Origin of the sequence: Rubinisphaera italica (genome assembly GCF_007859715.1) — a bacterium.
Classification (GTDB): Bacteria; Planctomycetota; Planctomycetia; order Planctomycetales; family Planctomycetaceae; genus Rubinisphaera; species Rubinisphaera italica.
The window spans coordinates 4041328-4062877 of sequence record NZ_SJPG01000001.1 but is presented as its reverse complement, the minus strand read 5'-3'; the positions used below and the strand labels follow the sequence as shown (position 1 = coordinate 4062877).

Here is a 21550-nt window from a genome sequence, read left to right as displayed (position 1 = left end):
CATGGATTAGAACCAGAGGCAGGCTTCTGTTTTCTTCGGATCTCAGCAAAGAGAGATTGCAATAATGGACGGCAAAAAACATCACGCGACGGCTCCCTACGATATCGAAACGATGCCGCCGGGCATTCCTTATATTGTCGGAAACGAAGCAGCAGAGCGGTTCAGTTACTATGGTATGAAAGCCATTCTAACGATCTTCATGACGAAGTATCTGATCGATGTGACTGGTGAACCGGATCCGATGTCCAAAGAAGTCGCTCGCGAGTGGCTGCATAATTTTGGATCGGCTGTTTACTTCTTCCCAATCATTGGAGCTATTCTGGCTGACTGGCTGGTCGGTAAATATCGGATGATTCTGTCCTTATCAATTGTCTATTGCCTGGGACATGCTGTCATGGCGATGGTTGATATCCCTCAAGTTACTGGATTGAATCCGAGAACGACTTTGTTAATCGCCCTGGCATTAATTGCTGTGGGGTCGGGTGGGATTAAGCCGTGCGTCTCGTCCCATGTGGGGGATCAGTTTGGGGCAAAAAACCAGCATTTGCTGCCTCGCGTTTTTCAATGGTTTTACTTTTCCATCAACTTTGGATCGGCAATATCGACTCTGTTGATACCTGTGTTGTTGGAAGCGTTTGGTCCGGCTGTCGCCTTTGGTGTTCCAGGAGTGTTGATGGCGATCGCGACATTCACATTCTGGTTGGGGCGAAATAATTTCGTCCATATTCCTCCTTCTGGGAACAAATTCTTTTCAGAGACATTCTCAAAAACGGGCCTGCTGGCCATTCTGAACCTGATTCCGCTTTACCTGTTCATTGCCATGTTCTGGGCACTGTTCGATCAAACCGCATCCGCCTGGGTCACCCAGGCACAGTCGATGAACAGAATGGTATTCGGGTATGAAGTCCTGCCCTCTCAGTTGCAGGCAATCAACCCGTTTCTGGTGATGCTCTTTATCCCTCTGTTTTCGTATGTCCTTTATCCGTGGATGGGGAAATTCTTTGCCGTTACCCCGCTGAGAAAAATTGCGATTGGCTTGTTTCTGACAGTTCCCGCCTTTGCTTTGCCCATGTGGTTGGAAATGCGAATTGCCGCCGGTGAAAACCCACATATCATCTGGCATTTCTGGGCGTATGTCATCATTACAGCAGCCGAGATTATGGTTTCGATCACGTCCTTGGAATTTTCTTATACTCAGGCTCCTAAACGGATGAAATCGTTCATCATGGGACTGTATTTGATGTCGGTTTCTTTGGGTAACTTCTTCGTCGCTCGAGTGAATCATTTCATTCAAAATGAGGACGGGACCAGTAAGCTGACCGAAGTGGAGTACTATCAGTTCTTCACTGTATGCATGTTTGTGACTGCGGTCCTGTTTACGATCTTCTCATTTTTCTATCGTGGCAAAACCTACATTCAGGATGAAGAACTGGCAGTCGATGCCGGAGAGATCGTACCTGAGGAAGAAGTCAATGAAGAAGGCACTACTGGAACTTAAGGGGCTCAGAAACTGGGAGGTTTTTCAGGTTTTCATGAACCTCCCAGGTCTTCGATACGTTCACCCTGTTGACTCTGCTCATTAATGACTCTGAGGATGCCCGATCGATGATTGATTTTGTATCTCCAATTTTGAAACCGAAGCGAACAGCGTTGCTGCTGACAGTTTTGATGTTGGCAGGATTTGCCTCGGTCGTGACTGCTCAGGAAAATGCAGGGTTGATTATCAAACTCGATCCTCCCGGTCAGCGGGATTTCGTGCTCGACAAAGCCGACATGATTACGCCGGAAGATGAAGCGAAGATCAAAGAACTGGCCGATAAACTCCTGACCGACAAAGCCGCTCCACTGGTTGTGGTGACGATCAATTCGATGGCGGAGTATGGTGCCCCCGGATTAAGAATCGAAACATTTGCTCGATTATTATTTGATCAGTGGCAAATCGGCCCGGAAAAAATTGGAGAGACTTCCTGGAACAAGGGAATTCTGCTGCTTGTTTCCGAGAGCGATCGCAAAGCTCGGATTGAGTTGGGAGCCGGCTGGGGGCGAGAAAAGGATGATCTCTGTCAGAAAATTATGGATGAGCAAATTGTCTCTCGATTTAAGCAGGGGCAGTTTTCAGAAGGAATTCTTGCCGGAGTCGAGTCGCTGGAAAAGATGGCCCGCGATCTCAAACTCCCTGCTGCCCCGAAACCAGCCTGGTTTTATCCGGTTTTAATCGGTGTGATTGGACTGGGGATTTTTACGATTTTCTCGCTGATCCGCAAAGGAGCCAGTGGTTGGGCCTGGCTGTTCTGGGGAGCGGTGTTCGCTATCATCGGAACGGTTTTGTATCACATGGCAACCAATTCTGGAGGAAGTTCCGGCTACTCCGGTGGCTCGTTCGGAGGAGGCGGTTTCTCGGGCGGCGGCGGAGCTTCGGGAAGCTGGTGATTTTCAAGGCGGAAGGTTGAAGGAGGAAGGCGGAATTGATCGTCAATTTCAAAGTATTATAACAAGCTTTACAAGCACGAAGCGCAAGCGAGTGATTGTATGGCATGATGTCTCTGGCCCCATGACTCTAGACCCTAGACAAACTTCATGAAACGTGCACAAGAATTGTTTTCACCAGAAGATCATCAGGCGATTACTGCTGCCGTTGTCGCTGCAGAGCAAAAGACGGCTGCGGAAATCGTGCCGGTTGTTGCGAATGATTCCGGGCGATACGACCGAGCAGAGGACAGTGCCGGATTATGGCTCGGCTTGATTGCGTTCATCATAACCTGGGCAATGTATCCAACTGTTCCGGTCGAAGTGGGTGACTGGTCGGGGAATCATCCCGTCGTGCAGCTTGCCGCCTATGTGGTTGTGATTGTTGTGGGCTATATCCTGGGTGCTTCTCTGGCGACTCAGATCCCTGGATTACGACGGTTGTTTACACCAGCCGAACAAATGTCGGATGAATGCTGGAAGGCTGCCCGGGCAATTTTTTTCGATAAACGGGTGCATCACACGGCTGACGCCACCGGCGTGCTGATCTATTTTTCACTGTACGAACATCGAGCAGTTGTTCTAGCCGATCAAAATACACTGGATTTACTGGGGCAGGAACGGATCAATGAACTCTGCCGTGAGATGATCGAGCAGGTGAAATCGGCAAATCTTACGGAGGCAATGACGAAAACTATCGAAACGCTGGGAATCGAGCTGGGAAAACTGCTGCCCCGACAAGCCGATGACGTCAATGAACTGTCCGACGCTCTGGTTATTATCGAGTAAGAACCGCTAACAATAACTAATTTCTCAAAATAACCTGGGGGGGCGGGCGCTCCGCATTAGCCGAAGCCCCCACCATCCGGCGAAGCTCTTATCATTTTGAGTAAGTTTTTAATAAATCTTTATCTTGATTCGGGAACCCCGCCATCTGCGCAATCTCGCCTTTTTCTCAGTCCGATGCGGAAAGTTGTTACGATCGATACCTCTTTTGCTGATTTTGCGTTCGGAAAAGTTGGAATCCCTTGCAAATGCTGCCTAGATTGCGTCTTCTTGCAATTTGACTCATGATGAGAATTCACTCACAATATCGCGAAGACTCTATTATCATCGTGAATTAGCCGATGTTAAATTCATCAGGCACTTTTGTGAGAGTCCGCATGGATTTTCACGTTAACTTTCCGAGTCAAAATTGTTTTTTTGACTTTCTGTAAGCGAATTTCGGGTTTATGAACGAATCAACAAATCAGCGCGTTAGTATTACCGGAATGGGAATTGTCAGTGCCTGTGGCAATGATATCGACACCGTCGAAAAAGCCCTGATGAATGGAGAATCTGGAATTGGTCCCTTCGACCTGTTTCCGGGCATCGCTCCTCCTGGTCATATCGGCGGACAGTGCCACGAATTCACCGATTCTTCGATGAAAAAAGAATATTTGCGACCGCAGCGAAAAAGCATCAAGGTAATGTGCCGCGATATTCAATTGGGTGTTGCCTCTGCAAATCTGGCGTTAGCACAATCCGGAATGGAACCTCCGACTCCTGATGAAGATCGCACCTGGCTCGGTGTCGAATTCGGAGCCGACCTGATGCTTTCTCCTCCAGATGTACTTTTTGATGCTGCAGCCGCCTCTCGAAATGCGGAAGGAATACCAACGGACACGGTATGGGGAGGCAAGGGCCTGCCGAAACTGGAGCCTTTGTGGCTGCTGAAGTATCTCCCGAATATGCCAGCTTGTCATATCAGCATTTATGCCCGTGCCTGTGGTCCGAGCAATTCGTTGACACTTGAAGATGCCAACGCCAATTTAACACTTGGGGAATCACTCCGCATCATTCGACGTGGTCAGGCTGAAGCGATGATTGCCGGGACAACCGGTGCCCGTTTGCATGTGATCAAATCGATCAATCTGACCGGATTGCATGAAGTTGCCGATCCCAAAGGTGCAGACCCCAAAACAGTTCTCAAGCCTTTCGATAAAAATCGGGGGGGAGAAGTCCTAGGCGAAGGTGCTTGTGCCTTTATTCTGGAGAAGGAAGATCGGGCGCTGAATCGTAATGCAAATATTTACGGTTACGTCCTGGGAATTGGTAGCTCTTGTGTCCGTACTGTCAAAGAGGGACCCAATCCCCGACAAGCTGTCGTGAATGCATTGCGAGCTGCGATGAGAAGTGCTGGCATTCAACCGGAAGAAGTCGGTCACATCAATGCTCACGGTTGTGGTTCCATAAAGATTGATGCAGCCGAGGCCGCTGCAATTCGGGAAGTCTTTGGGGATGATCTGGGGTCTAAAATTCCCGTGACTTCTCTGAAGCCGTTCTTCGGGAATTGTGGTTCAGGATCAGGGGCATTGGAAATCGCCGGTTCGATTCTCGGACTGAAAAATGGGATCATCTTCCCAACACTCAACTACAGCACACCCGATCCGAACTGTCCGCTCAACATCGTTCATGGAGAGCCGTTGAAGACTGACAACAAAATCTTCATCAACGTCAACATCACCCGTGCCGGTCAGGCCAGTGCGTTGGTTGTTGAGTGCGTGTAGTTTGCATCTGTGACAGGGAAATTGTTCATCCAGAAACCGAGCCGCGTCAGGCTCGGTTTTTTCTTTGGTGATTCAGTAACCGGCACCTTCCCATATAAGCCCAAAGATTTTACAAGCACGAAGCGCAAGCGAGTTAGTCAAGCACATGGCAACTCACTCGCTTGCGCTTCGTGCTTGTATGGCCAGAAAAATCTGAGTCAGGAATTTATGACTCATGTATGATTTCTGATTTGTTTTGCGTTACACTCGGTTGATCAAATCACCTGAAATGTTTTGCTCAACAAAGAGGAACGTTATGCGTCAATTCCTGCTGGCCTGTCTGCTGTTTTGCTCAATGCTCTCTACTCCAGTGGAGGCCTCTCCGAACTTTGTGGTCATTTTCTGTGACGATCTGGGTTATGGCGACCTGTCCTGCTTTGGGCATCCAACGATCCGCACACCCAATCTGGATGAGATGGCTGCTGAAGGTCAGAAGTGGACTAACTTTTATGTGGGAGCCAGTGTCTGCACGCCCAGTCGAGCCGCACTAATGACCGGCAGACTTCCGATTCGAAACGGCATGATGTCCGCCAAACGACGTGTACTATTCCCCAATTCCAACGGCGGCCTGCCTGCCAGTGAAACAACAATTGCCGAACATCTCAAAACGAAAGGCTACGCGACTGCCGCGATTGGCAAGTGGCATCTGGGGCACAAAGAACAATTCCTGCCGACCAATCACGGCTTCGATTCCTACTGGGGCATTCCCTATTCCAACGATATGGATGCGGTCAAAGGATTCCCGAATTATCGTCAGAAATCCAAGGACGATCCGAACTATTATGCCCCCATCGAGCAATATCAGGTCCCCATCATTCATAACACCAAAGTTGTTGAACAGCCAGCGGATCAGCATACGATCACTCAGCGATATACCGACCATGCCGTCGAATTTATTAATGAAAACAAAGACAAACCGTTCTTTGTCTACCTCGCCCACAATCTGCCTCACATCCCCTTATATGCCGGCGAAAAGTTTCTTGGTAAAAGTAGCCGGGGGATCTTTGGCGATGTGATTGAAGAGATCGATCATGGCGTTGGTCAGATTCTCGATACTCTGCGTGAACTTGATCTCGACGAAAACACGCTCGTCGTTTTCACCTCCGATAACGGTCCCTGGTTGCCATTTGAAACACACGGCGGTTCTGCGGGTTTACTGAGAGAAGGCAAGGGGTCCACCTTTGAAGGGGGAATGCGTGAGCCGACCATTTTCTGGATGCCCGGCACCGTGCAACCCGGCGTTCAACTCGAGTTGGGTGCGACGATGGATTTACTACCGACGTTTTGCTCGATGGCGGGAGTCGATTATCAAAGTGATGCGACACTCGATGGATACGATCTTTCTGCACTACTGAAGGGTGAATCGAAAACCAGTCCAAGAGATCGTGTGTTTTACTGGCGTGAAGAACAGATTTATGCCGTCCGCCAGGGACCGTGGAAAGCTCACTTCATTACCGCTGGTTGCTATGGCATCGGCCCGAAAAAAGAAGTGCACGAAAAGCCCGAACTCTACAATCTCAGTCAGGATCCTTCTGAGAAATACAACATCGCTGCTCGACATCCTGAGATCGTCCAGCAATTGACAGAGTTAGCCGAAGTACATCGCCAATCGATTGAGCCGGTCGAAAATCAACTGGAAAAGTAGTGTCCCCATATTAACCCGAAGCGTCAGCGAGGGGACGGCTTATTTTTTTAATTTGCGTACTAGCAGAAATTAAAAAGTAATTTCCCATGCAGGATCCAATCGCCTTCTTTCTCACATGGGTCACTTATGGAACCTGGTTACCGGGTGATGCCAGAGGGTGGATAGATTACAAAGGTGGCTGGCAGGAACCAGATCGAAGCCAGGAACGTAACGCATTGTTTCAAATGACAGAGAATGCATGCCAGCTGAGTCCGGAACAACGTCAAATCGTTGAAAAACAGGTTCAAGAAACATGCAATTTTCGCACGTGGACGCTCCATGCAGTCAACTGCCGTTCCAATCACATTCATGTTGTTGTCTCAGCCATTGATGTTAAACCTGAGAAGATTAGAAACGATCTCAAATCCTGGACAACAAGAGTCTTGAAGAAATGCTCCAACACAAATCGAGATAAGTGGTGGGCCGAGCGTGGGAGTATTCGCTATTTGTACGATGAGGATAGTTTGTTTAACGCAGTCCAATACACGCTTGAAGCACAGGAGAGAAAGCGAGATTAGCCTACTATCTTAATTTGAATATTTCTCAAATGAATCATCATAACCCGAAGCGTCAGCGAGGGGACGGCGAATGAACTATCTTCGGCTTATTTTTTTTGATTCAATCTTCATACAAAAAATAAAAAATTTGAAATGCTATGCGTTTAACCGAAATCTACTTTCACACCGTCCCCTCGCTGACGCTTCGGGTTAAGATGGTGTAGACATTTTTACTCATTGGTTGACGAATGACTTCCTCAACGACGAGAATATTATCAGCCTGCTTACTTCATTCCCGCCAGACAGGAAATATACGCGATGACCAACCTCAACCGCCGCGACTTGTTGAAGCAAACTGCTTTTGCCTCTGCTCTCTATCTGACCGCTTCCAGCCCCGTTCGTGCTCATTCGGCTAATTCGAAATTGAATCTGGCCTTCATTGGAGTTGGGGGACGCGGTAATGCGAACTTAAGGACCATTACCGCTGAGTCTGATGTTGAAGTGGTTGCGGTGTGTGATGTCAATCAGCACAGTTTGGAACGAGCCGCGAAAACTCATGCCAATGCTCGGTCTTATGTCGACTTTCGCGAACTCTATAACAAAACGGATGATATCGATGGCGTTGTCGTCAGCACGCCAGAGCATATTCACGCTTATGCGACTCTCCCCGCGTTGAAAGCCGGCAAGCATGTCTATTGTGAAAAACCACTCACATGGAATGTTGAAGAGTCTCGAATCATTACCGAAGCGGCTGCCAAGGCAGATGTTGCGACACAGATGGGAACGCAAATTCATGGCATGCCGAACTATCGTCGTGTTGTCGAACTGATTCAATCCAATGCGATCGGCCCGGTTCGAGAAGTGCATGTCTGGGTTTCTCGCGCCTGGGGATTGCAATCGGCTGAAGACGCCAAAAAGAATGGCGACATTGTGCACGTCACCGAACGCCCCACCGAAAAAATGACGCCTCCACCCGAGTTGAACTGGGATCTCTGGCTGGGGCCTGCTCCGTACCGTCCATTCAATACTGCTTATTTCCCTGGACCAAAATGGTATCGCTGGTGGGACTTTGGAAATGGAACGATGTCGGATTTGGGAAGTCACTGGAACGACCTTCCATTCTGGGCACTCAAACTCGATGCTCCGCTCACGATTGAAGCCTTCGGCCCCGAACCGCATCCAGAAATTGCCCCCGCTTCGATGTCAGCCGTCTATGAATATGGCTCCCGCGGCGAGATGCCAGCTTGTACGGTCCATTGGCATCAGGGCGCTAATAAGCCGGAAATCTGGAAGGCGGGAGGTATCCCACAATGGGGGAATGGAGTTCTCTTCATCGGCGATGACGGTATGGTCCTTTCCGATTACGGCAAGCACATCCTGCTGCCCGAAGACAAATTCCAAAACTTCGAGCCGCCGAAACCATTCATCCCCGACTCCCCCGGCCATCATGCCGAGTGGGTTCAGGCCTGCAAAACCGGCTCAGAAACGGGTAGCCCCTTTAGTTACGCTGGTCCATTGACAGAAGCCAATCATTTAGGGAATGTCGCATTCCGGGCAGGCAAGAAGTTGGAGTGGGATGCGGCAAACATGAAAGCGACGAATTGTCCAGAAGCGGATCAGTTTCTTAAGAGAACGCCGCGTGAGGGTTGGTCGCTGTCCTGAAATGCAGCTACTGATAAAGTGACTTACATTTTCAATTGAATTCATGCAAAGGAGTGTCGTCATGAGATTGAAGTTATTGTTTGCTTTTGTTTGCCTGTGTTTCATCAGCATCGCTAACGTCTCTGCTGATGAAATTTCTCAAGTTGATCAATTGAGTCCACAGTCGACTTTAGAACAAGCATTGCAGGCCTTGGAAAAGGGAGATGCTGCAACATATACGACCTATCTCAGCGATGATGAAGTTAAGTTCCAGGCTGGATATGCCTTGTACCTGAATTCAGTCTGGGAGGTGGTCCAGAATCGGAATCATCACCGACTGGATCCCGAAACATGGTTAGTGTCGCAGAACCTCAAGGCTTTAATCAAAAAACATAATCGAATCGATTATGATGCTGATCAAAACAGCTTTTTTAATCCTGCGATTGCATTGAATGGATTTCGCCAGAATCTTCCCAAAAACAAAATAGGACTCCCCGGCGTCGAAGATCAAGTGATTGAAGACCAGATATTATTTCGACCTTATTGCATCAGTCTATCCGGTCGGTTGAAAAACCCGGCTGCCTTTGTCGTTGAAGCGATTCAGATTCTCGAACTTCCCACAAAAGTGATCAGGCAGGGGAAGCCAAGCAGTTCTGGAGAGGATTCGTTACAGAAAATGGTTGAGGATATTCAGAAGAAGTCCTGGACATTCTATGAGCGTGGTCAATTTGCGATTGCGATTTTGCCCGAAACGAAAACGACGATAGCCGCTCCACCAAACTCAAACAGCTTAGAGTCTCAAGGACAGACCACCACAATTCACAAGGAAACCTCAATCGAGTTCGTGCAAGAGGAGGAAGAATGGAAAATTAATCGTCTGTTCCCGAGAGACATTCTTGAGATTACGCTCAATAATTATTAATGAAGATTTCAAATCGTAATAAATGTCTCATTCGCTGGACTCAGGACTCAGGCGAATTTTTTGAGCAATGGCTTGATGATCTGTTCAGGAATAAATTGTTCAAGTTTGTCGGCTGCCGAATCTCGTCCCATTTGTGCAATCTGCTTGATGAGCGAACTTGAAATATGAGAGTACCGCTCGCTGGCCATCAGGAAAACGGTTTCGATTTCCGGTTCCAGGGCATGGTTGGCGAGTGTCATCGTGAACTCGGTTTCAATATCGGACAGTGTTCGAATTCCCCGCAGCATCACCCCTGCCTGTTGCTGCTTGACGAAGTCAACGGTCAATCCAGAAAAGCAGGCGACCTTCACATTCTCTAAATCGGACAAAATATCCTGAATCAATTCGAGACGTTCCTCAGATGTAAACAGAGGATTTTTTTCGGGATTGATGCCGATCCCCACCGTCAACTGCTCGAAGATTCTGGCCCCCCGACGCACGACATCGACATGCCCGAGGGTCATGGGATCGAAACTACCGACATAAACGGCGTGTTGGGAATTGAGCATCGAGCGAACCTTATTTGAGCAGCATGTAGTACTTGGAATCAGTATAGCATCGAAAACCAATCGCAAAGATGCAAGGATTTGCATAGAATTCTGCCAGAAAGGCAGTGGTTCCATGAATGAAGCTATGATCTTTTCAAGACAGACTTCACTGTTTAACTCGTTGACGGTGTTGGGTTTAGGCAAATGGAGCCTTGATCTGGAAACCTTTTTTCGATGGCATGACATTTGCGTCGTCTGTAGAATACAGTCTGTAAATCGTTTTGTGGCAGTCGGTTAAGTCTGATCAGGTCAGGTCAGATAAGAATCGAAATTTCCGGAGGAAGTATTCATGCCTGTGTTTCGCTGGGGGAATGCCTGGGGCAGCATGCAGGAGTTTGAGCGGGAGATGGACCGCTTGCTTCAGAGCATGAATATCACCATGCGAAGTGTACGGTCTGCCCGCTCATTTCCAGCCGTCAATTTTTACGAGCATGAAGACAAATTCCTGATGACCGCTGAAATTCCGGGCGTTCAGCCGGAGGATCTTGAGCTGAGTATCTCATCTGGAGTTCTCATCATAAAAGGCAAGCGACAACTAGAACCTGCGATTCCTCAAGATCAGTTTCGGCGTCAGGAGCGGATGCAGGGGAGCTGGGAGCGATCGCTCTCGTTACCCGAACGCGTGAATGAAGAGGGACTGGAAGCCGAGTTGAAGGATGGCGTGTTGACGATCACGCTGCCACGGGCACCTCAGGTTGCACCGCGTCAGATCCCGGTCATTACTTCCTAACGTATGTATTGAGAGAAGGCGAATTTGTGAACGAATTTGAAGATCAGGACAATTCTCAGCAGGGCTCCTCCTCCGATTCACAGTCTCATCAACTGTCGATTCGAAGAGACGATTCTGCAGAGAGTGATCCCGTGCAATCGAAAAGTTCCGAGGTCTCTGTGACGGGGCAGTCCACTCCTCCAACACAAGACCCTCAACGCCTGCTCTTCACCCCGCCCATCGACATTTTCGGCACCGAAGAAGGACTGGTCCTCCGAGCAGATCTTCCAGGCGTCTCCATCGAAGGTCTCGAACTGCAGATCGAAGACAATAAACTGACCTTATTCGGCCGCGTCAAAAGCAAAATTCCTGAGCAGTCTAAATTGCTGCATCAGGAATATCAGGTCGGCGATTTTTATCGCTCATTCATTTTAAGCGATGAAGTCGATTATGATCGGATTTCCGCAAAAATGACCCACGGAGTTCTGGAAATCACACTCCCCAGAATTCCCCGCGCTCAACCACGAAAAATTCACGTTCAATCCGACTGATAGCCAGGAATTGTTTCATCAGAAACCTCTAATGGGATTCATCCCGCTTATGCGGCTCCTTTTGTTAATCCGCGAGCACTGGTTTCGTTCAGGAAATCGAGGAGTGGATTAACCGCTGAGCAAAATGCACGCTCATTAAGGATTTCCATTGCATGACGATGGGTGTGGCCATCACGATACATAATGCGGAAAGCGGCTTTGATATCTTTTCGCTCATCCGGATTGAACCCGGCTCGCTTCAGTCCGACCAGATTGATGGCGATAATTTCGCCTGCGTGGTTGGTCATCGTGAATGGAGGAATGTCCTGGACGATCTTGGAGAGTCCACCAATCATGGCATAGCAGCCGATGCGGCAGAACTGATGCACGGCTGCATTCCCTGAAATCACGGCTCGTTCCCCGACATGCACATGTCCGCCGAGCAGTGAACCGCTGATCATAATCACGCCGTTTTCGAGTTCACAATTATGGCCGACATGCGAATTCGTCATCAGGAAACAGTTGTCATTGATGATGGTCGATGCTCCCTCCCCGGTGCCACGATGAACACTGACACCCTCGCGCATAATGACATTATTGCCAATCGTGCAATACGAGGTTTCACCATGAAATGCTCGATCCTGAGGAAGATCTCCGATGGAAACCCGCGAATGAATCTTGCAGTTTTCTCCGATTGAGGTGTGTCCGTAAATGTTCGTAAAGGGGCCGACCTGAGTCCCTGCACCTATGGTCACGGGGCCTTCGATGACGACATAAGGTCCAATGTTGGCGGTGGGATCAATTGTTGCTTGAGAATCGATAATGGCGGAGGGGTGAATAGACACAGCAGAGTCCTTCCTGCGGGCATTTCATTGAGAAATGGTCGTCAATAATTTGAATCGTCATCGGTTCCTGCATTGCGTCCTGGCAATTCGCAGTCCGAGACGGGATGGGGAATTATCACGAGTTCAGAAAATTCGGTCAATGGGAGTCTTGAAGGGGCAAAATCAATCCCCGTTGATCTTTATAGTAGAATCGCGATATTCTCTCTCTTGATGCAGATTTCGGTATACCCTGTGGGAAAGCAGTTTTCTCACAAAACGTCTAGCAGAACCAGTTTCATCAAAAACGGATTTTTCGCGAATTGAACGGTGATGCAAGATTCTCAACTCAGCTGGTCTCGATTTCCCTGGCTCCTGGTCTTGATGCAATTGGCACTCATGGCGATTGGCCTGCTGGCCATTCAGCGGGGGGATGAACTGGCCGATGATGGGGGATTGTTCCAGCGACACCTGTTTTGGATCATCCTCTCGATTCCCGCCACGATTGTTGCGATTGTCGTCCCGATCCGTTTCTGGCGTGGGAAAGCCTATTATCTGTTTTTGCTTTGCCTGGGATTATTGATCGTCCCCTACTTCATGCCCGCCAAAGGGGGTTCGCATCGGTGGATCCCGCTCGGTCCGATCAACTTTCAACCTTCGGAAGTCGCCAAGCTGGTTTACATGATGGCTCTGGCACAGTACCTGATGTATCGGGACAACTTTCGCAAATTCTGGGGATTGATTATTCCGTTCACAATGACGCTTATCCCGATGGGGATGATTCTGAAGGAGCCGGATTTGGGAACTGCCTTGCTCTTCCTGCCAGTTCTGTTCTGCATGTTATTCGCAGCCGGGGCTCGATTGACACACTTGCTGCTGATCATTTTTCTGGGAATCGCCTCGCTGCCTGTCGGCTGGACGATGATGTCAGCCGAGCAAAAATCCCGCGTGACTACGCTGTTCACCCAGGAAGATGGAGGGCCTGCTCCCCGAGGTGATGGCTATCATCTGCATCAGTCCAAGCAGATGCTGGCGCTGGGCGGCATTTGGGGAAGTGCGGTTGCAGGACAGCCGACGGATGACATGTATCTGTATCATCTCCCCGCCTCACGCACGGATTTCGTCTTCTGCCTGATTGGTGAATACTGGGGACTGTGGGGCTGCCTGGGAGTGATTCTAATCTATCTCATCCTCTTTGCTCAGGGACTACAAATCTCAGCCTCAACCGAAGAGCCCTTTAGCAGACTTTTAGCAGTTGGCATCGTGGCCATTCTCTGCACTCAACTTATCATCAACACCGGCATGACCGTCGGCCTGACTCCCATCACAGGCCTCACTCTCCCCCTGATCAGCTACGGAGGCTCCAGCATGCTAATGACCTCCTTCAGCCTCGGCCTCCTCATCAACTTCGCCATCCGCCCCAGCTTCGAAGTCTCCGGCCAAACCTTCCGCTACTAGCAAGCATTCTGCTTGACCGGGGCAGTCGCTTGGGCGCCGAGAGACTGAATAGCGAATTTTGCTCCTGCAGTTCGCGTATTCAGCGTCTCATACATAAAATATTTTTGGACATGATCAGCTATTGAGGTTATTTGGGTTCCAAAATTCTGGAATTTCCTGGGTGTTGAGCGAGCGGGACATATTCACTATGCCAGAATATGAACAGGTCGGATAACCATGCGGTTTCCCATGTTGATGCTTCTTTCTTACTCCAGATTCGTATTCCAATTAAATAAGCTGCGGCGCGGATAATGAACTGATCTTTGGTTTGAAATGAGATTTCAGCAAATCGTTGGACATATTGATCATCCCACATTTCCAGATCATTCATGATGAGTGTGTGATCAATATCATCCGACTCACTTGCTCGGCCGGGAGGATAACAGAACGGATTTTTATCAACTTTACTTCGCAATTCAAACATAGCACCGAGAGCCGCAAACGCAAAGAAGAGCCTGTTTTCGTGATATTCTTCCAGCTTGAGTTCCGCATCAATACTTTCAAATAATTCAGCAACTTCATCTTCATCAAGTGAAAGCAAATCTTGCTTATAGTTCATCAGGCCGTTAGCTGTGATTGCCGCATTGGGACTCACTAAATCCAGTGTCTCGATAAACTTTTGATGATTACATTTATCGCAGTAGTCAATCAGTTTGCGAGCCAGTTCCTGAACATTTTCCACAGCGGTTACCCTCAAAGTTGCATAGTCAACTTTAACCAAATCCACGTAGCTCGATTGGTTCGCGCTATCGATCACACCGTAAGGTAGTGAGTTCAATTAGAGTTTCTGACGATACACGATGCCAGTATCGATTTGCGTAAAGCCGGCGCCTTCGATCAGTTTGACCATGGCTTCATTTTCGAGGGGAGCGTGAATTTCCAGCAGGGTGATCATTTCGTCTTTGAGTCGACGTCCGACTTCAACGAGCAGGGCCTGGCCGTAGCCTTTGCGGCGATGGTCTTCCATCACAAACAGATCCAGCATCCCCACGGCTCGATGATTCCAGTTTGATATGTAGAAGTCGAGTCCATAAACGGTGATTGCTGCTACGATCGGTTCGAGTTGATTTTTCGGAAGCATCTCGAATCGCAGCATATCGAAGCGTGCCCGTCGCACATTCCACCACCAGTCGTCCGTCTGCTCATCTTCGATAAGCCGCAATTCCGTTTTTCTTCGAATTGTTGAGAGTCGAAAATTGATTGGTTCGCGTGTGTTCTGTAAATCTTTTTGAAAGATGCCATGGCGTTCAAAGGCTTCAAAGCCATTCTGGAGAAGAAATCCATCGAGTGACGGTTGACTGGCCAAAAAACCTGAAGGACGGCTCCCCCCATAAATTCCGCTATAAAACGGATCGCGATTCGGGGAAGGCCCGGCAAACAGGATTGTTGCTCCAGATGTCTGTGCATAGTCGCGTGCGGCTGATAGTAATTGAGTGCCGATGTCTTCATGCTGATGTTGCGGATCGACAACGATCGCACAAATGACTGCTTGAGTATGATCCAAAGCCGTTCGGGTTTCGTTAGAACAGAAGCCGACATGGACAAAACCGACTAGATTTTGCCCCTGCTGAGCGACGATCATCCCGGCTGGATCGAAATACAGATGAGCCAGAACTGTCGAATCGAATATGTCAGCAGAGATAGGAGCAGCGACTCCACGAGACTGATGTGCTGAATTCCATAACCTGACCAGTTCGGGAGGATCAAAGTTCCGAAATGTCCGTATTTGAACGTCAGCCATAGAATTTTCAATTTTAGATTTTGCCAGAAAAACCCGCGAGCATAGGCCAGGGCATTGTCTCGACAATAAAAACTGCATAAAAAACAGTTTCGGGTTCAAGATCATACCAGACCGAGTCGGAGAACTGTAGCCAAATGAGTACGATCAGCGACGAGGATTTACTGGCTTACGCAGATGAACTGCTCAATCTGGTGACTGCATCCACGATTGAAGCGAAGCTTCGGAAAGATTCCAGTCTGCGCGAGAGGCTGCAAGCATTGTTGGATGGCCGGGATTCGGGATCCATTTCAATAGGAGAAGTCTGGCGACATGGACGCATTAGTTGCCCATCTCGATCAGAAATGGGGCTTTATCTGATGAATGCTCTCGAAGCCGAGCGGCTCGATTATTTGGCTTTCCATCTGGAAAGCGTCGGATGTGCGTATTGTCAGGCGACCTTGGAAGAGTTGAAGACGGCAGCTGAATCGCTCGAACTCAACGCTCAGGATACCCAACGCCGCGAACGCCTGTTTGCTTCCTCAGCGGGATTCTTACAAGCACGAAGCGCAAGCGAGTGAATAAGGTAGGTCAGACAATAAACACACTCGCTTGCGCTTCGTGCTTATACTGATGTGCTCCACTATTTAAATCCCAAAACCGGGAGGAATATCATCGGAAGCGAAGCGTTGTTCTCGCCACGGATCTCCTTCGTTGTGATAGCCGCCTTGCTCCCAATAGCCGGGTTGATCTTCTGCAACAAACTCAAGCGATTTCAACCACTTCGCACTTTTCCAGGCATACAACAGGGGAACAATCAAACGAACGGGAGCTCCGTGATCAGCCGTGAGTGGTTCGCCATCATGCAGGTCACACAGCAAGGCATCTTCTGCCAGAAAGCGATCCACAGGCAGGTTTGTTGTCCAGCCTCGGTCATAGCCTTCGGCAATTACAAATTTTGCTTCCGGCTGAATCCCCACAAGTTCTGCAATCGTTTTTGTGGAGACACCTTCCCAGATGTTTCCGAGACGAGACCACTGTGTTACGCAATGAAAATCGGAAAAGACTTTCACCCGCGGCAATTCCTGAAACTGTTTCCAGTTCCAGATCATTGGTTGATCAACAAGCCCTTTAACTTCGAGAGACCATTCCGATTTCTCAACCTGTGGAATGGATCCCGCCTGCAGCACAGGCCATTTGCGAGTTCGTGACTGACCGGGTGGAATCCTCTCGGAACGCAAGGTATCCGAACTGATTATGATTTCGTCATCAGACGAGATCGGATTGGGCGGTTCACCGATTTGATATTTGGGATCGTCCATGTGGTTCGTTGAGGGTTTAATGTTGAGGGTTGCCGAGTTGTAGGTCAGGCATTGCCTGACTTACTTCTGAGTTAACCTAACTCCACCAGATTTTTTGGAGCTCGGCTCGGGATTTCTGGAGCCGCGTTGGGATCGTACTCGTCGATGTATTCGTAGAAGACATTACGTTGACGAGGAATATAGCCGGCTTCGGTGATACAGCGTCGGATCGATTCAATCGTCAATTGATGCACGGTTCCGGCTTGGGAGACGACATTCTCTTCAATCATCAAGCTGCCCATGTCGTTCGCACCGAAGGCGAGCGCAATCTGGCCCACTTTTTCTCCCTGAGTGACCCATGACGATTGAATGTTCGGAAAGTTATCCAGATACAATCGGCTGACCGCCTGTGTTTTCAGATATTCAAAGGCTCCTGTCGGAGGAATATGAGACATCTCGGTGTTATCTGGTTGGAAGGTCCAGCAGATGAAAGCCGTGAAGCCGCCGGTTTCGTCCTGAACTTCCCGCAGTCGTTCGAGATGTTCAATTCGCTCGGCCAGTGTTTCGACATGGCCAAACATCATTGTCGCAGTCGACTTGCCACCCAGTTCATGCCAGACACGGTTCACATTCAACCAGTCGTCCGTCATGACTTTGCCGCGAGTGATTTCCTTGCGAACGCGATCAACCAGAATTTCTCCGCCACCACCGGGCAAGCTTCCCAAACCAGCGGCTTTCAATCTTTCCAGCACAGTTTTGAGAGGCAGTTTGCTGATCTTGGTGAAGTGATGAATTTCAGGTGGACTGAAACCGTGTATGTTCACTTGAGGATAAGCGGCTTTGAGCTGACGGAGCATATCCTCATACCATTCGAGAGGTAATTTCGGATGCAGGCCGCCTTGCAATAGAATTTGATCCCCCCCCAGTGCGACCGTTTCTTCAATCTTTTCGAGCAGCGTTTCAATCGGCAACACGTAAACTTCAGGATGATTTGGCGGACGATAAAACGCACAGAAATCACATACCGCCGTGCAGGCATTCGTGTAATTGATATTGCGATCAATATTGTAGGTACGGAATTCTTCGGGATGCAGGCGTTTGGTCACCTCGTCGGCAGCTTGACCAATTGCGACCAGATCGTGCGATTCAAGTAATTGCAGACCCTCTTCCGGCGAAATTCGCTCACCAGCGACCGCTTTCTCAAGGATTGGGCGAATGTCAGAAGAATCGGAATGAGCCTGGCTGATCATGGGAGAGACTTAGGGTTGAATGTTTAAGATTGAGAGTTGAAAGTTAAAATGTCGTAGGTCAGGAACTGCCTGACATGATGAGCATCGGGCGTCTATTCTCGTCAGGCGGTGCCTGACCTACAGATTATCATTGAATGGCTTTTGTTTGTGTCAATTCTGGATTCTCTTCGAGTTGTCCGACGAGTTCCCGGAATAACTGCAAACCGTTCCACTCGGCTGAGCCAAACTGGAAATGCAGATTGTCTTTGAGATAATTGTAGGCCGTTTCTTCAGAGATCCCGAGCGGTTTTGCTTCGCGTGTGGCAATTTGCTGGAGATTCTTCAGTCCCCGATTTCTCGACTGTTCCAATAATTGTACGAGTGGCGACTCGGGGACATTTTTTCGGGCGACCCACATGGCAAATACAAACGGGAGGCCTGTCCAGTTGACCCATTCCTCTCCCAGATCCCACGTTTCAACGAAATGTTCCTGCGGGGGATGTATGGCTCGATCACCAATCAGGAGCACAGCATCGGTTTTCGCATCTTTTGTTGTCGCAGTCATTGGGAGGCGGATCAGTTCGGGAATCACGCCATAACGTTCCTGCAGCATGACGCGAGTTAATGCCACGCTTGTCCGTGAACCTTCATCGAGTGCGAGTGTGCGAATGTCCCCCAGTGGAAGACGTGAATAGAGTTTCACGCTCAGCACAGGGCCGCGGGTTGCGATGCAGGCATCGGAAATGATTTTGTAATCTGGACGCGAGAAATACTCGACGGAAGGAATGAGAGCCACATCCAAATTTCCGACGGAAAGCTTGTCTGCCAGACGACTTGGGACATCAAGAACGAGTTGATCTTCGCGCAGCGAGTTCCCCAGCCCTTCAATTAAAGGCTTAGAATTCAAATACGAAACGGCACCGACGCGCACGTAGGAAAGCGAGGGGGAATCCTCACGACCGTTCGCACTACAAGCTGCATCCCACTCCAAAGTTGATCCGCTCATCTTACCGGAATATAAACGAGTAATAAACATTGTGTTTAGCTTATCGTAGTCATTCCCCAAATGTCCTGCCAGACTACTGCTCTGTGAAAAGTTGTCGCAACTGATATCACTGGCGATTATCTTAATGCATCATGCCTTCGTATTGGCTACTTTTGTTCTGCCAGACTGTATTTACACTGGCAGAACGTGGAATATTCATTTGCAACGACTTTACCCTGACCTGTCAAATCAATCCTGCTCGATATGAGTTATGACTGTGAGAGGACATAGTGTTACGTTACCATGCGTGATTAATTCCAGAAGATTTCATCAGATTCATTCTGATTTGAAAAAATAACAGCAGAGTTCATTTAGTTATTGAAGAAGCAGGCGGGAACGAATGAGTGATCAGCAACCGATGCGCGTCGCGATGGTCGGATTGGGAACAGTTGGCTCGGGTGTCATCAAGATTCTGTTCGAACAAGCCGAGCGAATTACACGGCGAGCAGGTCGACCAATTGTTGTGGAATCGGTGGTCGTGCGCGATCCGACAAAAGTGCGTTCGGTGAATCTGGCGGATGATCTGATTGACACCGCTATTGACGTGATCGAACATCCCGATGTCGATGTCGTTTGCGAACTGATTGGTGGAACAACGACCGCAGGCGATATTGTGCGTCAGGCTTTGCAGGCTGGAAAGCATGTCGTTACGGCTAACAAAGCACTTTTGTGCGAACAGGGTGATGAACTCTTTCAACTGGCACGTGAACTGAAGCGGGCCATCGGATTTGAAGCCGCGGTCGCGGGGGGCGTGCCGATTATTGAAGCAGTTTCGCAATCTCTTTCTGCCAATCAAATTACATCTCTGGAAGGCATTCTCAATGGGACGAGCAATTTCATTCTGACGGAAATGCTTGACCGGAATGTCTCTTATGAAGATGCGGTCGCGAAGGCACAGAAAAAAGGGTATGCCGAAGCCGACCCGGCAATGGATGTTGATGGGACCGATGCGGCTCAAAAATTGACCTTACTTGCACAACTCGCATTTGGTACCAAAGCCGATCTCAAGCAGTTTCCTCGACAGGGAATCGACAAACTTGACCTGGCTGATTTGAAATATGCAGACACGCTCGGCTATCGCATTAAATTGCTGGCTGTTGCTCGTTTGGCAGATGGCTCGCTCGAACTTCACACACAGCCGACTCTCATTCGCAAGTATCAACCGATGGCCGATGTCGATGATGCTTATAACATGATTGAACTCGAAGGGGATGCCGTTGGAAAAACCTGGTTTTCGGGAATGGGAGCAGGTCAAATGCCGACCGCTTCTGCTGTTGTCTCGGATTTGATCGATCTGGCCGTTGGTCGGGCACAGAAGACTTTCCCTCTGCTCGATTTGTGGCAGTCTCAAAAGCCATTGCCAATCTTACCAGCTGATGAAATTAAACGGCGATACTATCTGCGATTTCATGCCGTCGATGAACCCGGAACAATGGCGGCGGTTGCGAATATTCTCGGTGAAAATGGAGTCAGTATCGCTTCTTGTATTCAGCATGAATCCGAATCGAGTGTGAAAACATCTCCCAAAGAACCGAAGATTGTGCCGCTGGTCCTGATGACTCACATCTGCACGGAAGGGCAGATGAAAGCTGCAGACAAAGCATTGATGGAATGCTCACGGATCAAGAAAAACTTCTTGAGGCTGCCCATTCGGGATTGAAAGATGACTTCTTGACTGCAGGAATTCGACAGGCCAAAACTGAGGATGTTTCTTCGTTGATGGCGATCAAAGGGAAAGTGATCGCCCATCATCTTAAATTTGGAATTGATCAGTGGGATGAGATTTATCCCACTGAATCCGATTTTCTGCAGGATGTGTACGAGCAAACTCTCTATGTACTGGAGAGTGCTGGACAAATCGTCGGTGGGTTATGCCTGAATGAAGTTGAACTTGACGGTTACGAAACGGCGAACTGGCAAGCGGAATCGTTTCTCGTCGTTCACCGACTGCTGATCGATCCTGATTATCAGGGCTCTGGTTACGGCAGGCAATTGATGCAGTTCGCCGAACAACAGGCGTACTGTCTGGGTAAAAACTCGATTCGGCTGGATTGCTTCACTGAAAATCCAGCGGCGATCTCATTCTATCAGAAGTTGAATTATCGGATCTGTGGGGAAGTAACCTTCCGCAAAGGCCGGTTTTTACTGATGGAGAAAGTGCTGCGTCCCCATGAAAAAAGTCCAACCATCCTTGAGGAATGGTCGGACTGATAATTTGAGTTCAGACGATACTTTCAAGCATTTTCAATAACTAACTGTAGCATACCGCAGGAGCAAACATAGTGCTGTACTGTCATTTCATGTCCATGCGACTGC

21 protein-coding genes are annotated in these 21550 nt (G+C 48.9%); 14 read left to right on the top strand and 7 right to left on the bottom strand.

Going from position 1 to position 21550, the window contains the following annotated elements; translation table 11 throughout:
- Positions 1 to 64 precede the first annotated feature (64 nt).
- From Pan54_RS15195 to Pan54_RS15160, 8 genes are all read left to right on the top strand, one after another.
- Entirely contained in the window at positions 65 to 1498 is a 1434-nt protein-coding gene (locus Pan54_RS15195; RefSeq protein ID WP_146504286.1) for a POT family MFS transporter, read from the top strand.
- Between the two features lie 107 nt (positions 1499 to 1605).
- The gene (locus Pan54_RS15190) at positions 1606 to 2430 is read left to right on the top strand and encodes a TPM domain-containing protein (RefSeq protein WP_146504285.1); all 825 of its coding nucleotides are present in this window, start codon (positions 1606 to 1608) and stop codon (positions 2428 to 2430) included.
- 147 nt (positions 2431 to 2577) lie between these two features.
- Positions 2578 to 3255, top strand: a complete 678-nt coding sequence (locus Pan54_RS15185; RefSeq protein WP_146504284.1) for a TPM domain-containing protein — start codon at positions 2578 to 2580, stop codon at positions 3253 to 3255.
- Between the two features lie 443 nt (positions 3256 to 3698).
- On the top strand, positions 3699 to 5015 hold the full coding sequence (locus Pan54_RS15180; RefSeq protein WP_146504283.1) for a beta-ketoacyl-[acyl-carrier-protein] synthase family protein: 1317 nt from the start codon (positions 3699 to 3701) through the stop codon (positions 5013 to 5015).
- 295 nt (positions 5016 to 5310) lie between these two features.
- Positions 5311 to 6699 (top strand): sulfatase family protein, encoded by a 1389-nt coding sequence (locus tag Pan54_RS15175; RefSeq protein WP_207310149.1) that lies wholly within the window; start codon positions 5311 to 5313, stop codon positions 6697 to 6699.
- A gap of 86 nt (positions 6700 to 6785) precedes the next feature.
- Positions 6786 to 7256, top strand: coding sequence for a transposase (locus Pan54_RS15170; protein WP_146504282.1), 471 nt, complete (start codon positions 6786 to 6788; stop codon positions 7254 to 7256).
- A 297-nt stretch (positions 7257 to 7553) separates the two neighbouring features.
- Positions 7554 to 8897, top strand: a complete 1344-nt coding sequence (locus Pan54_RS15165) for a Gfo/Idh/MocA family protein (RefSeq protein WP_146504281.1) — start codon at positions 7554 to 7556, stop codon at positions 8895 to 8897.
- Positions 8898 to 8958: 61 nt separating this feature from the next.
- Positions 8959 to 9798: a hypothetical protein gene (locus Pan54_RS15160; RefSeq protein ID WP_146504280.1), complete on the top strand. Its 840-nt coding sequence runs from the start codon at positions 8959 to 8961 to the stop codon at positions 9796 to 9798.
- A 47-nt stretch (positions 9799 to 9845) separates the two neighbouring features.
- On the opposite strand, the gene coaD is transcribed toward Pan54_RS15160, so the two are convergent.
- Positions 9846 to 10346: a pantetheine-phosphate adenylyltransferase gene (gene coaD, locus Pan54_RS15155; RefSeq protein WP_146504279.1), complete on the bottom strand. Its 501-nt coding sequence runs from the start codon at positions 10344 to 10346 to the stop codon at positions 9846 to 9848.
- 328 nt (positions 10347 to 10674) lie between these two features.
- Between coaD and Pan54_RS15150 the strand changes: the two genes are divergently transcribed.
- Together Pan54_RS15150 and Pan54_RS15145 are read left to right on the top strand one after the other, a co-directional pair.
- Positions 10675 to 11115 carry an Hsp20/alpha crystallin family protein gene (locus tag Pan54_RS15150; protein ID WP_146504278.1) on the top strand — a complete coding sequence of 147 codons (441 nt, stop codon included), beginning with the start codon at positions 10675 to 10677 and terminating at the stop codon, positions 11113 to 11115.
- Positions 11116 to 11141: 26 nt separating this feature from the next.
- The gene (locus Pan54_RS15145; protein ID WP_242631339.1) at positions 11142 to 11645 is read left to right on the top strand and encodes an Hsp20/alpha crystallin family protein; all 504 of its coding nucleotides are present in this window, start codon (positions 11142 to 11144) and stop codon (positions 11643 to 11645) included.
- A 47-nt stretch (positions 11646 to 11692) separates the two neighbouring features.
- Here the strand turns inward: Pan54_RS15145 and lpxA are convergent, their stop codons facing one another.
- Complete coding sequence (gene lpxA / locus Pan54_RS15140) at positions 11693 to 12469, bottom strand: acyl-ACP--UDP-N-acetylglucosamine O-acyltransferase (protein ID WP_146504277.1); 777 nt, start codon at positions 12467 to 12469, stop codon at positions 11693 to 11695.
- Between the two features lie 309 nt (positions 12470 to 12778).
- Between lpxA and Pan54_RS15135 the strand changes: the two genes are divergently transcribed.
- Positions 12779 to 13903 (top strand): FtsW/RodA/SpoVE family cell cycle protein, encoded by a 1125-nt coding sequence (locus Pan54_RS15135; RefSeq protein ID WP_146504276.1) that lies wholly within the window; start codon positions 12779 to 12781, stop codon positions 13901 to 13903.
- 127 nt (positions 13904 to 14030) lie between these two features.
- Here Pan54_RS15135 and Pan54_RS15130 read toward each other — a convergent pair whose 3' ends face one another.
- Both Pan54_RS15130 and Pan54_RS15125 read right to left on the bottom strand, forming a co-directional pair.
- Positions 14031 to 14720, bottom strand: coding sequence for a hypothetical protein (locus Pan54_RS15130; RefSeq protein WP_146504275.1), 690 nt, complete (start codon positions 14718 to 14720; stop codon positions 14031 to 14033).
- A complete protein-coding gene (locus Pan54_RS15125; protein WP_165441791.1) occupies positions 14721 to 15683 on the bottom strand; it encodes a GNAT family N-acetyltransferase in 963 nt (320 codons plus the stop codon). It lies immediately after the preceding gene.
- A gap of 134 nt (positions 15684 to 15817) precedes the next feature.
- On the opposite strand from Pan54_RS15125, the gene Pan54_RS15120 reads away from it, so the two are divergent.
- Complete coding sequence (locus tag Pan54_RS15120) at positions 15818 to 16240, top strand: hypothetical protein (RefSeq protein WP_146504273.1); 423 nt, start codon at positions 15818 to 15820, stop codon at positions 16238 to 16240.
- A gap of 66 nt (positions 16241 to 16306) precedes the next feature.
- On the opposite strand, the gene Pan54_RS15115 is transcribed toward Pan54_RS15120, so the two are convergent.
- The 3 genes from Pan54_RS15115 to Pan54_RS15105 all read right to left on the bottom strand — a co-directional run bounded on the left by Pan54_RS15115 (position 16307) and on the right by Pan54_RS15105 (position 19225).
- The gene (locus tag Pan54_RS15115; protein ID WP_146504272.1) at positions 16307 to 16981 is read right to left on the bottom strand and encodes a sulfite oxidase-like oxidoreductase; all 675 of its coding nucleotides are present in this window, start codon (positions 16979 to 16981) and stop codon (positions 16307 to 16309) included.
- A 71-nt stretch (positions 16982 to 17052) separates the two neighbouring features.
- Positions 17053 to 18210, bottom strand: a complete 1158-nt coding sequence (gene mqnC / locus Pan54_RS15110) for a cyclic dehypoxanthinyl futalosine synthase (protein WP_146504271.1) — start codon at positions 18208 to 18210, stop codon at positions 17053 to 17055.
- A gap of 127 nt (positions 18211 to 18337) precedes the next feature.
- A complete protein-coding gene (locus Pan54_RS15105) occupies positions 18338 to 19225 on the bottom strand; it encodes a menaquinone biosynthetic enzyme MqnA/MqnD family protein (RefSeq protein ID WP_242631338.1) in 888 nt (295 codons plus the stop codon).
- A 349-nt stretch (positions 19226 to 19574) separates the two neighbouring features.
- Between Pan54_RS15105 and Pan54_RS15100 the strand changes: the two genes are divergently transcribed.
- Positions 19575 to 20894 carry a homoserine dehydrogenase gene (locus tag Pan54_RS15100; RefSeq protein ID WP_146504270.1) on the top strand — a complete coding sequence of 440 codons (1320 nt, stop codon included), beginning with the start codon at positions 19575 to 19577 and terminating at the stop codon, positions 20892 to 20894.
- The gene (locus tag Pan54_RS15095; protein WP_146504269.1) at positions 20846 to 21445 is read left to right on the top strand and encodes a GNAT family N-acetyltransferase; all 600 of its coding nucleotides are present in this window, start codon (positions 20846 to 20848) and stop codon (positions 21443 to 21445) included. The genes Pan54_RS15100 and Pan54_RS15095 overlap by 49 nt, the downstream gene beginning before the upstream one ends.
- Positions 21446 to 21550: the final 105 nt, after the last annotated feature.